The sequence below is a fragment of the Pediococcus sp. AC40 genome (genome assembly GCF_030252485.1).
In the GTDB taxonomy this organism is placed as follows: domain Bacteria; phylum Bacillota; class Bacilli; order Lactobacillales; family Lactobacillaceae; genus Pediococcus; species Pediococcus acidilactici.
This window is the reverse complement of sequence record NZ_CP127012.1, coordinates 813,704-827,022: the sequence shown is the minus strand read 5'-3', so window position 1 is coordinate 827,022 and position 13,319 is coordinate 813,704. Positions and strand designations below refer to the sequence as shown.

At 41.8% G+C, this 13,319-nt stretch carries 11 protein-coding genes and 1 tRNA gene; 1 reads left to right on the top strand and 11 read right to left on the bottom strand.

All coding sequences use genetic code 11. The annotated features are described in order from the left end of the window. Nucleotides 1-40 precede the first annotated feature (40 nt). The 5 genes from NL111_RS03945 to NL111_RS03925 all read right to left on the bottom strand — a co-directional run bounded on the left by NL111_RS03945 (nucleotide 41) and on the right by NL111_RS03925 (nucleotide 6,608). On the bottom strand, nucleotides 41-2,188 hold the full coding sequence (locus tag NL111_RS03945) for a PBP1A family penicillin-binding protein (RefSeq protein ID WP_004165272.1): 2,148 nt from the start codon (nucleotides 2,186-2,188) through the stop codon (nucleotides 41-43). Nucleotides 2,189-2,400: 212 nt separating this feature from the next. Next, a complete protein-coding gene (locus NL111_RS03940; protein WP_004165273.1) occupies nucleotides 2,401-2,865 on the bottom strand; it encodes an arginine repressor in 465 nt (154 codons plus the stop codon). A 19-nt stretch (nucleotides 2,866-2,884) separates the two neighbouring features. Continuing rightward, nucleotides 2,885-3,556 carry a Crp/Fnr family transcriptional regulator gene (locus tag NL111_RS03935; RefSeq protein WP_002831335.1) on the bottom strand — a complete coding sequence of 224 codons (672 nt, stop codon included), beginning with the start codon at nucleotides 3,554-3,556 and terminating at the stop codon, nucleotides 2,885-2,887. A 255-nt stretch (nucleotides 3,557-3,811) separates the two neighbouring features. Then, nucleotides 3,812-5,500: an arginine--tRNA ligase gene (argS, locus tag NL111_RS03930; protein ID WP_004165274.1), complete on the bottom strand. Its 1,689-nt coding sequence runs from the start codon at nucleotides 5,498-5,500 to the stop codon at nucleotides 3,812-3,814. A gap of 247 nt (nucleotides 5,501-5,747) precedes the next feature. Beyond that, on the bottom strand, nucleotides 5,748-6,608 hold the full coding sequence (locus NL111_RS03925) for an aldo/keto reductase (protein ID WP_220444174.1): 861 nt from the start codon (nucleotides 6,606-6,608) through the stop codon (nucleotides 5,748-5,750). 194 nt (nucleotides 6,609-6,802) lie between these two features. Here NL111_RS03925 and NL111_RS03920 point away from each other — a divergent pair. Further along, a tRNA-Gly gene (locus NL111_RS03920) sits at nucleotides 6,803-6,873 on the top strand. A 317-nt stretch (nucleotides 6,874-7,190) separates the two neighbouring features. On the opposite strand, the gene NL111_RS03915 is transcribed toward NL111_RS03920, so the two are convergent. From NL111_RS03915 to NL111_RS10685, 6 genes are all read right to left on the bottom strand, one after another. Next, nucleotides 7,191-7,844, bottom strand: a complete 654-nt coding sequence (locus NL111_RS03915) for a Crp/Fnr family transcriptional regulator (protein ID WP_002831329.1) — start codon at nucleotides 7,842-7,844, stop codon at nucleotides 7,191-7,193. Nucleotides 7,845-7,867: 23 nt separating this feature from the next. Then, entirely contained in the window at nucleotides 7,868-9,679 is a 1,812-nt protein-coding gene (locus NL111_RS03910; RefSeq protein ID WP_285110520.1) for a DUF6568 family protein, read from the bottom strand. A gap of 11 nt (nucleotides 9,680-9,690) precedes the next feature. Next, nucleotides 9,691-10,518 carry an NAD(P)/FAD-dependent oxidoreductase gene (locus NL111_RS03905; RefSeq protein ID WP_350355568.1) on the bottom strand — a complete coding sequence of 276 codons (828 nt, stop codon included), beginning with the start codon at nucleotides 10,516-10,518 and terminating at the stop codon, nucleotides 9,691-9,693. Between the two features lie 2 nt (nucleotides 10,519-10,520). Beyond that, nucleotides 10,521-10,877, bottom strand: a complete 357-nt coding sequence (locus tag NL111_RS10660; RefSeq protein ID WP_350355566.1) for an NAD(P)/FAD-dependent oxidoreductase — start codon at nucleotides 10,875-10,877, stop codon at nucleotides 10,521-10,523. After that, the gene (locus NL111_RS03900) at nucleotides 10,870-12,342 is read right to left on the bottom strand and encodes a Na+/H+ antiporter NhaC family protein (RefSeq protein WP_285110519.1); all 1,473 of its coding nucleotides are present in this window, start codon (nucleotides 12,340-12,342) and stop codon (nucleotides 10,870-10,872) included. Before NL111_RS03900 ends, NL111_RS10660 begins: the two co-directional genes overlap by 8 nt. 237 nt (nucleotides 12,343-12,579) lie before the next feature. Further along, entirely contained in the window at nucleotides 12,580-13,122 is a 543-nt protein-coding gene (locus NL111_RS10685; RefSeq protein ID WP_285110518.1) for a hypothetical protein, read from the bottom strand. Between the last annotated feature and the right edge of the window lie 197 nt (nucleotides 13,123-13,319).

The following is a 13,319-nucleotide window of genomic DNA, read 5'->3' as shown; positions in this document are numbered from 1 at the left end:
GTTCAATTATATCATTTAGAACTAATTTTTAATACTGGAATCACTGCCCCATGATAAACTTTTTCGCGTCTTTGAAAAGTTCGCCAGCCTTTTCTTTAACACCGCTAGCACCTTTGGAAATACTGTCTTTAATGGAAGAAGTTCCATCTTCAATATTATCCCAAAGATTTCCCGCATTACTGTTGCCATTATTGTTAGCTAGCGATGACGCAGATTTAACTTGGAACGACGTGCCCTTAGTATTTGGTAGAATTTCACTCATTTCGGCTTTGAACATGCTGTTCATCCCTACACCAGTTATATTTTCCAAATGATGGTCTTTATTAGTGTCGTCAAATCCTTCCCAAGTAGCGACCACCACGTCCTTAGTGTAGCCAACCATCCATTTATCCCGGGTAGCTTCCGAATTTCCGCTGGTATCGGCTTCGGTACTACCAGTCTTACCAGCAATTGTATAACCGCTTGGTTCCGCGCCGTACCCAGTTCCAGCGCTATCACCATAAACCCCCAGCATCATGCTGGTCATCTCATTAGCGACCTTCTTGGAAATTACCCGTTTCTTTTCAGGGGTGTTATTAACGATTGTCTTTCCAGAAGCATCCACGATTTTGCGGATAAAACGTGGTTTAGACATGTTTCCATCGTTAGCGAAGGCCGTGTATGCCGAAGCAAGTTGAATTGGGGAGACCCCTTTAGTCAGCCCTCCAAGAGCCATGGCAAGGTTTTTGTCTCCCTCACTCGGGTTAAGGCCAAATTTCTTAACGTAATCGTATCCCTTATCAACCCCGATTTTATTCAATAGCCAAACGGCCGGCGCATTTTTACTTTGCTCAAGTGCTTGATACATCGGAATCTTTCCAGAATACTGGTTGTTGTAATTTTCCGGTTTATAGTGATTAGTCCCGTACGATTGCAATTTATCTTCCAAAATCGAACTGTACCGGTAACCACTAGCGAGCGCCGGCGCATACACCGCGATTGGTTTCAACGTCGAGCCCGGTTGCCGTTTAATTTGGGTTGCCCGGTTATAACCTCGGAAGACGTGCTCGCCACGCCCCCCAACAATGGCTTCTACTCCGCCATCATCAGCATTGACCGCTACCGAAGCGGCTTGAACCTTAGTACCGTCGGTAGCATTGCTTGGGAAATTATTCGCGTTATCAAACGTATCCTGCATTCCCGCTTGACTACCTTGATCCAGATAGGTGTAAATCTTGTAACCGCGGTTCATGATGTCCGATTCGGTCAGGCCATAACGGTTAATTGCTTCGTCAATCACCGCATCAAAGTAGTAGGGATACTTATAACCGTCTTCATTGGAATAGTTATTAGACGTAACAATCGGGGTCTGCGCATAACTTTTAGCTTGAGAATCCGAAATTTTTCCCGTCTCCGCCATCAAGTTTAAGACCACGTTTCGTCGAGAAAGAGCGTTTTTAGGGTGATCATCCGGGTTGTACGCGCTAGGATTAGTTAGCATTCCCGCTAACACGGCGGCTTGCGGAACCGTCAATTCGGCAGCGCTCTCCCCAAAGTAACGTTCGGACGCATCCTGCACTCCCCAAACGCCATTACCAAAGTAGGCGTTATTCAAGTACATTGCCAAAATATCTTTTTTGGTATAAACATTTTCCACTTCAATTGATAAAAATAACTCTTTAGCCTTTCGCGTAAAGGTCTGCTGTTGGGACAAAAAGGCGTTCTTTACCAGCTGCTGGGTTAACGTGCTCCCACCACCGGAAATGTAATTGCGCCCCAACACCTTATTCATGCCGTACATCACGAAGGCCCGGGCAATTCCTTTCACCGAAAAACCGTATTCCTTATAAAAATTGCGATCTTCGGTAGCAATTACCGCATTTTGGACGTTGGGTGAAATTTTATCTAAATCTACCCAGGTTCCCTTTTGGGAATATAAGCTCCCCGCTTTTTCATTATGTTTGTCGTAAACTAACGTTGGCTGCGATAAGGCCGCTTTTAAATTTTTAACGTTTGCAGTTTTGGCTTGATACGTTAAAACTGCACTGGTGACAAAAATAACCGCTAAAACAATCACGATAATCCAGCGGGTTAATTGATAACGATGCCAGTACTTGTGTAAAAATGGGTGAATCTTTTGCCAAATCCAGCTAAAAAAGCCCCCAATTTTTTGCAGAAATACTTTAATCGTATTCCAAAAATTTTCCATTTAATATTACCTCATTACAGATTACGATACTGTTGGTATTTTATCATATTCTATAAGGTTTCCTTTACCTACCGAAGGTTTTTAAACTGGTCTTAATAAGTAAAAACGAGAAAGCCTCCCGTTGATTCCATTAATTAGCCCGAATCTTCATCTTAAGAGTAAATTCTCTTAAAGCTTGCTAATTTCAAGGATTTTAGAGGTTTTCCCGTTGCTTAGTTAGTTTGCATTAGTGCGTTTAATTTTTGATTTAAAACGGTAGCTTCGTCAACGTCCGCACTGAAAATTACCAACGTATCAAATCCGGCAAGCGTTCCCCGAATTTCTTCAATATCGGCATCGTCAATCACCGCTGCCACCCGATTTCCGTGGTTAGGCTCAGTTTTAACAATGTTGATGAACTGGACTTGCGTAATTTTAGTCACGCTCTCTTGAAAAATTTCCCGAATAGGACTATTGTCCGGCTCAATTTGCTCTTTGGAGTCCATCACCCGGTACGTTAGTGCACCCGTAATGTCGGCCTGCTTAACTAAGTGCATTTCTTTAATATCTCGCGAAAGGGTTGCTTGGGTTGTCTTAATCCCCGCATCCGCCAGTGCCTGCAATAATTCCAATTGCGTAGAAATCGGTTTTTCGTTAATTAAATCTAAAATTTTCTCGCGTCGTACGTCTTTTTTCATAATTCATCCCCGTCCTAAATCAAATAAACGAAATCAATTTTCGATTATACCTTATCTTATTTTGTTGCTGAAGTTGTTTTACAACCGTCGTCACCGTTTCCGTAGTGGTCCCACTCAACACCGCTAAGTCTTTTAACAAAATTTGAAACGGAATTTGACGCACCGCCCCTCTTTTTTGTCCGTATTCAGCCTTTAAGCCGCTTAACACCTGGCAAACCCGTTGGGTGGCGTTCGAACTCGTAGTCTGTTCAATTAAGCTAGTTGTACGTTCAACTAGCCTTTCCATCCGCTGGATAAACGAAACTAGACAAGCGTAATTATGAATAATCACCCGTCGGATTTCCGTTACCGGAACTATGTACACTTCTAAATCAGTGATCGCAATTGAATTATAACAGTATTCTTCCCCATTAAGAATGCCCCTCAGTGGAAAAATTGCCTGTGGCGTTAAAAATGATAAATATGTTAAGTCTCCCTCCGCATTCATTGCCGTAACTTTTACGTGACCTTCCTTTAAGAAATACACGTTACTAAGCTCATCCCCCTGATCAAAAATCCATTGTCCCCGGTGCACCCGTTTAAAACGCGTAGCTTCACTTAGTCGATCTAGTTCCTGCATGGGTAAGTTCCCAAAATCTGGTTGAGCCATATAAAATTTTTTGATTTCCGTTTGGATAGTTGGCGAAATCATATAAAAACTCCTTTTTTTAAATTGATTTGACGCCTACTATGTTAGAAAAAAATACCACCCCAGTAACTTGACGGTAAAAGACTAAAATCCGCAATTTTTGTTAAAAAAACTGTAGTTTGTCCATTATATTAAATTTTGGTGAGATTGATGTGCTTTTAATTAAGAGCACCCGCCCAATTTTACTTCGTTTTCTTCCACTAAAAAAACCAAGCACTTGCGCGCTTGGTTTTTATACTGAATTTCAGTTGGTTAATTTTACATTTCGTCCGGTGCCTTAACGCCAAGTAAGCGTAGTGCTTCTTCAAGCACTAAACTAACACTCTTAACCAATGCCAAGCGTGCTGGCTTTTCAGCATCGTCCGCCAAGATCCGAGAATTTGCGTAGTACTTATTGAAGGATTTCGCCAAACTTAAGGCGTATTTCGCAATAACTGATGGTTCATATTGGGCAGCTGCTCGTTGAACCACGCTTGGGAATTCTTGCAATGCTTTTAAGGTATCCCAAGCATTGGCATCCGTAATCTTCAATTGATCGGTTGTAACTTCCGTATCTGCCTTCCGAAGAATGCTTTCTGCCCGAGCCCGACTATATTGTACGTATGGGCCTGTTTCCCCTTCAAAACGAACAACATCTTCAAGGTTAAAGTCAAAGGAGTTTGTCCGTTCGTTCTTCAAATCGTGGAAGACTACCGCGCCAACCCCAACTTCTTTTGCAACTGTGTCAGCGTTAGCTAAATCAGGGTTCTTTTCGTTGATTTGCTTCTTCGCTAAGGTTACCGCATCATTCAAGACTTCATCCAAGAGAACAACCCGACCTGAACGAGTAGACAATTTCTTTCCGTTCAGCGTAATCAAACCAAATTGAATATGGTGGATGTCGTCAGACCAATCATAGCCCATTTCTTTTAATACAGCCTTTAATTGCTTAAAGTGGTTAGTTTGTTCGGCACCAACCACGTATAGCGATTGTACAAAGTTGTAAGTCCGGTAACGGTAAAGGGCTGCTGCTAAGTCCCGAGTAATGTACAGGGTAGCTCCGTCAGTCTTCTTAATTAAGGCTGGATTCAAGTTGTACTTTTCTAGGTCGACAACTTGCGCTCCCCGGCTTTCCTTTAAGAGGTCCTTGTCTTCCAAAATTTGGACAATTTCATCCATCTTATCGTTATAGAAGGCTTCCCCTTTGTAAGAATCAAACGTAATCCCTAACTTATCGTAAATTTGCTTGAAGGATTGTAACGAAACTTCACGGAACCATTTCCATAGGTTAGTAGCTTCTTCGTCACCATCTTCCAGCTTCTTGAACCAGTCCCGAGCAATGTCGTCTAGTTCAGGCTTTTCCTTATCTTCCTTATGGAAACGAACGTAGTATTCCAAAAGTTTATTGATTGGATCAGCTTTTACATCTTCTTCACTACCCCATAGTTTGTATGCGGTAATCAATTTACCAAATTGCGTACCCCAGTCACCTAAATGGTTAATCTTAATTGGATGATAACCATTTTTTTCCATAATTAGAGCTAAAGAATTACCAATTACGGTCGAACGTAAGTGACCCATGGAAATCGGCTTAGCAATGTTAGGCGATGACATATCAATTGGGACGTTCCCATTTTGACCATCGTCGTTATCACCATAAGCTGACTTTTGGTCAAGAACCGTTCTTAAAACTTCTTCACCAAAGGCTTGCTTATCTAGGAAGAAGTTGATGTAAGGACCCGCAACTTCAACTTTTTCGAAGTCGCTTTGGTCAATTTTTTCAACTAAATCTTGTGCGATCATTTGAGGTGCTTTGCGCAAAACCTTAGCTAGCGTAAAGGTTGGGAAAGCCAAATCACCTAGCTTGCTTTCCTTAGGCACTTCAATCTTTTCATAGATTTCGCTATCTGATAGGTATTCGTTTAAAACTGGTTTTAATGCTGCAACAACTTGATTCTTATAATCCATATTTCCGTCCTTTCTGCGAAAAAAAACGCCCCTTACATCGTTAAATGTAAGAGACGAGATTTCCCGCGGTACCACTCTACTTGATTAAAATAATCCACTTATTTATTTAATTTAATATCCGTAGAATCACGCCTTCATCTCCGCCTTATATCTGACTCCCATCAACTCAGACTCGCTAGGATAACGCTGAAGATTACTACTATTCTACTTATTACTGAATCATTATAACAGAGTATGTTTTGATTTGCTAATTAACTTTTCCAGCTAATTGATTAAGGGCCTCAAATTCATTAGGCGCCAACGTAATGTACGCTGCTTGAATATTACTTTCAAAGTGTTTAATATTTGAGGTTCCAGGAATTGGTAAAATCACTTCCGAACGTTGTAATAGCCAAGCTAACGCAATTTGACTCGGCGTTGCCAAGTGATTTTGGGCAATTTGGTTCAAAATGCTATTTTGGTCTGAAGCCAACTTTCCAGTTGCCAACGGGAACCACGGAATAAACGCCATGTGTTGGGATTCGGCATAATCGAGAACTGCTTCGTCACGGCGGTCAATCAGGTTATACCGGTTTTGTACTGAAGTAATCTTGGCTATCGCTTGTGCACGTTTAATTTCTTCTACTGAAACTTGGCTCAAACCAATGTGCTTAATTTTACCTTCTTTTTGCATGTCTGCTAAGACACCGACCTGTTCTTCAATTGAAAAACGGGGATCCACCCGGTGCAATTGCATCAAGTCAATCGAGTCCAGTCCTAAAGACCATAAGTTCAATTCTACCTGTTGCCGCAAATAATTAGGGTCGCCAACCACCGTCCACACGTCCGGTCCTTGTCGGGTGAACCCAACTTTGCTGGCAATCATTTTATGTGGTCCTTGATAGTCCCTTAACGCTTCTTTGAGATATAAATTTGCATAAAACGGTCCGTATGCATCCGCAGTGTCAATGAAGTTAACTTCACTATCTAACACCCGCTTCGCTACGGCAACCGCATTGGCTTCATCGGCACTGGGCCCCCAGACACCGTGTCCAGGTAATTGCATCGTTCCGTATCCTAAACGATTTACCCGTAACTCATCATCAAATTCAAATGTCTGTTTTATCATTGTTTTCCTCCGTTAATGCGATGGTTTCAAATCTATTATAACCGCGAAAAAATAAATTGGCACCAAAACTAGCCAATTCGCACCCGTTGAAGTAGCAAGATAATCAATCTTTTTGCTAACCCGTTTTACCATGTAAATTAACTAAATTCTACTTTACATTTTTTCCAAACTGGACTAAAATGAATTTTGCAATTGCGAACGTAGTTTAGTGGTAAAATCCAAGCTTCCCAAGCTTGTGTCGCGGGTTCGATTCCCGTCGTTCGCTTTTTTAGATATTTTGGGAACCTTACGGAAATAAATCAAAAGTGTCACAATCCTCTGGTAATACTGGGATTGTGGCACTTTTGTTTTTGGAGAATTATTTGAGAAACTTGACAAAAATTAATCCTTTGTTCCCAAGCTGACAACTAAATATCAAATATTCCTGAAGTAAAAACAGTTTGGGATACCTTTAACGTCGCATCTTACCTTTTTCCAAAACAAATACAAACATTTATAAACTTGCACTTCAATAACCCCCCCGATCCACAAAGATCGGGGGCTTTTTAGGCAGGAGGTATTTCGTATAACTGTCTTTTGTTTTTAAATCTCGTTAACTAATTTAGCGTAATCAATATTCTTCAACACGTTTCGCTTCACCGCAAAAAGTCCGTCAGCACTCATTTTTTGGAGCTCTTGATTCAAAGATGAACGGGTCACGTGTAAAATCTCCGAAAACACTTCTTGTGAAACTGGGAATTCGAGCTCAGTTGCTTCGGTACTTTCCATCGCTGAGTTGCCACCGCTAATAATCCAGTAAGCAATCCGCTCGCGCACCGTTTTATAACCTAAGCAAGTGATCAAACGTTGATTCTCCAACCCCCGTTTTGCTAACTGGCGGATATACATTTTAGAAAATTCGGGGTCTTCAAGAACTACTTTTGAAAAATTTTCAATGGGGATCCAACAAATCTGGCATTGGTTAATTGAACCTAAATTGTACGTGGACCGTTTATCTCCCGAGAAATGTAAATATTCTAAAACAATGCTGTTGGGTCCGAAAATCGTTTCACACATTTCTTTACCGCACCTAGAGTAGATTATTGCTTTAAGATAACCCTTAAGTACAATTCCAATCTCCGTAATTAGGGTCCCTGGGGTCTTTACGATAATATTTCTTTTGTATTCTTCAATTCGACAATGATTTCGAATTAAGGGATGCTGCAAAATACTTTTCACAAAATCGCGCTGTTCCATCAGGAATCCCTCCTGTCCATCAGTTATTTCAGGGCATCTTCCAGAAAATCACAAACGTCATCGTAATCACGTTCACCATTAAAGCGTTGTAATTCCTTTCCATCCTTAAAGATGGCTACAACCGGGATTCCCGCAATTTTATGCTGTTCAGCCAACTTAGTTTCGGCATCCACGTCTACGTAGTGAATTATAAAGTCATCAGCAAAGTCTTCTTTTAACGCTTCTTCTAAAACTGGATGCAGAGCCTTACAGTGTACACATCTTTCTGCGCCGAATAGGACTAGAACCGGCTTCTCCTGGTTTTCTAAGACAGCTTCGTCGAAGTTAGCAGTGGTCAGGGGCGCAAAAAAGTCTTTATCAACGTCAAACACTTTTTCCTTATTAATTGTATCATCCTCGTCATCCGTAGCCACACACAAAGCAACGTCAGCGTAATACGGCAAAGTTCCTTCTACATCGATAACTTTCTTAGCACCTAGTTTGCCAGCTCCCGGAACCCGGTAAGTCGGGTTGTCAATCGGTTCAATCGCCACTTCTTCAGGAACTGGTTCTTGCGGTACATAGTCATACGGATAGCGGTACGCACGGTAAATCATGTTATTTTTAGGCTGGCCAGGTTCGGTATGTGAATAGTATGGTGAAATCCATTCCCACACGATTTCTTTTTCGTTTGTAATTTCAATTAAGCGCCCATCCGACCCTTCGTCAATCAGCGTGTTCCCATTTGGTAACCGTTGTGCCGAAGAAACGTACGGACTATAAAATTTACTTGCGTCCACTGGAATAGCGTGTCCAAAATCTTTAGGGGTAACTTCCCAAACCACCTTTAAAGTAGTTGGGTCAAATTCGATAATCCGGCTATAATCCCGGGTTGCGTTCTTCGTTCCAATTGGAGAAGCCGGATTAGGAAGGCCATAACCTGCCCAACCGCCGTTATCAAAAACTAGTAAGTTACCTTCGCCAGGTAGTCCTCTAGGAATCATGTGCAGGTGATGTTGCCCAATAATCCACCCTAACTTCTTTAGCTCTGGTGAAGCATTAAAGTCCGGACCGATTCTCCAAACAATCTTTCCCGTATCCTTATCTAAAATGGCTAGGATATTTGCTTCCCGACTATCAAAAATTATATTGGTTGGTTTGAAACGCTCGTCTCCAGCGTCGTACCATTTGTTTGGCCCTAAGTAGCTCATGCAATTAACGTGCAGGTAATCCCCCACGCCCCCATCAGATGAACGCATGTTAGGGTCGCGGAACAAGACGTTTTTGGCAGCCTCATCAAACCCTAGTTCATCAAAATGTTCGTTAATGGACCACTGCCAAACGATGTTTCCTTGCCAATCCACTTCATACATAATTTCGTCTAACAACCGCTTGTCAGAAATTTTAGGGTTATGGATCGTTTGGTGCCCTAAAATCAACGTATTGCCCGAAAGTGGCTTTGCTTCTTGGCCCGGAACGTAATAGCCAACCGGGTTGCCTTCCCGTTGAAAATCGTGGTGTGACCTCGCCATCCAGCGGTGATCCCGGCCCGGATCGTCAATTTTTTCAAGTTTATCAAATTCCCAAACAATGTTGCCGTCGTAGTCAATTTCAATCAAGTTAACTCCGTCTTGCATTCCATAATCAGGGTGGCGGTTCCCCGAAGATCCCATTACATAGCCACCCTTAAAGAGTTTAGGCGGCATCGCATGCATATTCCAACGGCGAATCTCATTTCCGTTCATGTCAAATAGTAAAACCCCGTCGTTAATCAGCGGCACGATTGTGTAACCGTTAAAACATTTTTCTGGTTTGTAAATTGTGGTTCCGTGTGGAAATACTGAAGGTTGTCCCATTTTATTCACCCCTATTTTTCTAATTCTTCAATGCTATTAATAATTTTCGTTAACTGTCCATGTTCGTATAGCGCTGCCACCACTGTGTGATTAAGTTTCAATTGGTTAAATAAGACGGTTTGGTGTGAAACGTCCTGACGGTAGACTTTATATTTTTCTACCAGGGCATTTTCAAACTTGGTTGCTTGGTCAATGTCCTGGGATTCGTATGGATTGAAAAAGATGAACGCCACTTTCGCATCGAAATCGTTTAAAATTTGAGCTAGCTGTTTTTCTTCAGTCAGGTAGCGTTCCGCTGCGACCACCGCGCAAGCGCCATCACCGCAAGCTGTAATTACTTGTTTTAAATAATTATCCGTGCAATCCCCAATTGCGTATAATCCTGGAAGGTTAGTTTCTTGCTTCTCATTTACGTGAATGTATCCGTGTCCATTCATTTCAACTAATCCCTTTACCAGACTGGTTTGGGGCGTCATTCCGATAAAGAAGAACACCCCCTTGGTCGTGTGGGTAGTTAATGCTCCAGTTTTTACATTTTTAACAACTACCTCTTCAACTTTTTCGCCTCCTTTGATTTCCGCTAACGTTGAATTCCAAATAAAGCTAACCTTCGGATTGTTCTTAATATTCTTAGCAGCCACCTCATTGCAATCCAAAATGCCTCCATCATGGAGCACGACAATGTTAATTTTTTTAGCAAATTTAGCTAAATATTCGGATTCCTCGATGGCTTGGTCCCCTGCTCCAACCACGAAAATTTCTTGGTCCTTAAAAAATTCCGCGTCGCAGGTAGCGCAGTACGAAACCCCTTGGCCGACAAATTCTTTTTCACCACTAATGTTTAATTCACGCGGGACAGTCCCAGATCTAAGATCACCGTTTTAGCTGTAAAATCGCCCCGCCGTTTCGTTGATACAATAAATCCATCTTCAACGGGCTGAACCTTGGTTACCGTGGTACGTTTCAATTCCACGCTCTCTGCATCTTCAGCGTGCTTTTTAAAAGTTTCCATTAGGTGATTCCCTGAATCTAGTTCGACCCCAGGGTAGTTTTTAACCTCAGCCGTTTCGGTAATTCGGCCGCCATAACCACTTTTTTCAATTAAAAGGGTTTTTAGTTCCGCGCGTCCGGCATAGATTGCCGCCGTTAAACCACCCGGCCCGCCACCGACAATTAGCACATCATATTCTTTACGCATTTCTCGATACTCCTTTAATCCCTACTTTTTCCGTATTATTTTGCTTTTCTCGTTTAAAGACCCATAAGAAACAAACGAGGGTTAGCAAGATGCAGTAATAACTGGAAGCAAAAATCTCAAACGGATTAACCGCTACCTTGCCGTAACCGGTTACTTTAATTTGATTAATTAACGTAACTGCACCCATAACAAATGCACTATTAACGGGAATGATCGCCGTCACCGTCGTTGCTGCCCCAGTTAGTAGATACGAGCGCTTGTTGGGTGAAATATTCGCACTCTGCCCGATTTGGTCCGCCACGTTACTAAACAGTAGAATGGCTGGTAAAACACAGCCTGAAAGCAAAATATTGATTACCCCAATACTAAGCACTAAAACCAACTCAGCCCCCATTGGAGATTGGATAACCTTCTTTTTTAAAATCCATTCGCACATCATGTCCAAGCATCCCGACTCCACGGCCACCGCAATCATGCCAAACAATAATATGGAAGAAATAATAATATCAGTCATGCTAAAGGTCCCGGTGGTCAAAATTCCCAGGAGTTCATGTTGCCGATTAGCCATTAGAATGTCCCTCATTTGAAAGTTACCTAAAACGACCCCTAAAATTAATCCAATCACTGTGGCGTATGATAGCCCTAAAAACAAATCTTTCTTAATAAAACTAATCACCAATAAAATTACAATCGGTATCAGCATGAACAGACCTTTTCCATCGGCATTTTGGTTAATTATCGCCAATTTAGCTGGATTAATCACCGCACCCGTCGCGCCAGACATGTAAAACAAAATTGCGCTCAGTAGTGCAACCCCCACCAAGTACGGACTCCGGGCTTTCATCACGGCTTGTAAATCAGCGGGCTTATGGGTCTGTTTGTCATGCTGTGTATCAATGGTGGTATTAATCACCTGCGAACTGGGCGACATTGCATCCCCGAAGAAAACGCCGCTTAAAATTGCACCTACTAAAACCGCTGCTTTGGCTCCTAACATAATTCCTGGCGGATAAAAAATGGGTACTACCGCAAATACCGCCGCAATGGGAGCACCGGTTCCCATGGAAATAATTGTGGAGGCGATAAACGTAAAAACCACGAAGCCGCTTCCGGTAATTCCCAGTTGGGTACTTAACCAGACAAAGCCACTGCCAATGTTGCCTACCGTTAGCAATTTGGTAAATAACCCAATTAAAATGAAGGTAAAAATCAATTTAGAGTTACCAAACTGCGTTAACCCTTTAATGATGACTTTCCAATACTTAGCCTTCTCCTTTACAAAGAAAAAGTCCGCAAAGAGACCAATTACCGAGGCTACAGCCAAACCTTTCATTGAATACACTTGGAAAAAGATTGCTAACCCGGCACTAATGATGATGTAAACCACGATGGGAACCATCCCCATTTTTTTGCCACCATAAAACTCAATTGCGTACCCTTGCTCACCGCCTTTTAAACTATCCACTCCACCAACCCCCTTTTTCGATAAAATCCAAGCGAAAGTTTGATATTTATTTCACAATTAATTTACCAAAATTCTGCTAAAAAAACTGTTCGGTACCCAACAGTTCCCCAAATAAAGTAATTATTTTTATACCTGTACTAAAAAATCCCTTCCACAGTGGGAAGAGATTAATTCATTATTGAATAATTTTTGAAGATGATTACCGCTACTCTAATGCAAATCGTCCGCCAACACACACTACTTAGGAGACTGCAACCATCGAATTTGTTCCGTTGTAAATCCAGTGTACTTAATCGTTAATTGATAGACTTTCCGAACCTCACGTACCACTTCTTTCAAAGATTCAAGATCATAAGGGGTCACCCTCCGCAAAGGAATCGAATGTGGCCGACTATTCTTTTTATGAACAATGAAAAAGAAGTTATAACAATCGTCAAACCGGTCGTCGACAATGTTAATTGCATAATATGTGTTCGGAATCTTTTTAAAATACCGTTGAATTCGCTGTAAAATCACCCTAGCATCCGCATTCATTTTAAACCAGCACTTCCGCGTTGAAGACTGTAAACTGGCGAACCACCATTGGCCACGTTGGTTAGGCCGCACCAGTGCGGTTAACGCTAATCCAGGACGTGCTTCTTGGAAAAACCGTAGCGCGTGTGTATGGATCAGCATATTGTATTTTTGCTGCCGACGATCCGTCAGCTGAAACCGCATTAAAAGTGGCGAATAACTAATGATTTTAATCGACGAAGTAATAATTCCGCTTAACTTTTGCATAACCATCACCCTCACTAATATATTGGGTTAATTATACAAACGTACGTTCGTATTTGTCAAATTTTTCAGCATTAAAAGTAAGGTCGTTGAGTCTAAAAAAGGCCTCTCAGAATCTAAAATTCTTGAGAAGCCCTTAATTTTAAAATCGAATCCAAAGCTTTCGCCAAGCTAACACAGTTATCAATAACCACCAGCTT

Excerpts from the sequence above, each read along its gene's own strand:
- NL111_RS03945 (WP_004165272.1), bottom strand. The coding sequence starts at position 2,188 with ATGGAAAATTTTTGGAATACGATTAAAGTATTTCTGCAAAAAATTGGG.
- NL111_RS03940 (WP_004165273.1), bottom strand. The coding sequence starts at position 2,865 with ATGAAAAAAGACGTACGACGCGAGAAAATTTTAGATTTAATTAACGAA.
- NL111_RS03935 (WP_002831335.1), bottom strand. The coding sequence starts at position 3,556 with ATGATTTCGCCAACTATCCAAACGGAAATCAAAAAATTTTATATGGCT.
- argS (WP_004165274.1), bottom strand. The coding sequence starts at position 5,500 with ATGGATTATAAGAATCAAGTTGTTGCAGCATTAAAACCAGTTTTAAAC.
- NL111_RS03925 (WP_220444174.1), bottom strand. The coding sequence starts at position 6,608 with ATGATAAAACAGACATTTGAATTTGATGATGAGTTACGGGTAAATCGT.
- NL111_RS03915 (WP_002831329.1), bottom strand. The coding sequence starts at position 7,844 with ATGGAACAGCGCGATTTTGTGAAAAGTATTTTGCAGCATCCCTTAATT.
- NL111_RS03910 (WP_285110520.1), bottom strand. The coding sequence starts at position 9,679 with ATGGGACAACCTTCAGTATTTCCACACGGAACCACAATTTACAAACCA.
- NL111_RS10660 (WP_350355566.1), bottom strand. The coding sequence starts at position 10,877 with ATGCGTAAAGAATATGATGTGCTAATTGTCGGTGGCGGGCCGGGTGGT.
- NL111_RS10685 (WP_285110518.1), bottom strand. The coding sequence starts at position 13,122 with ATGCAAAAGTTAAGCGGAATTATTACTTCGTCGATTAAAATCATTAGT.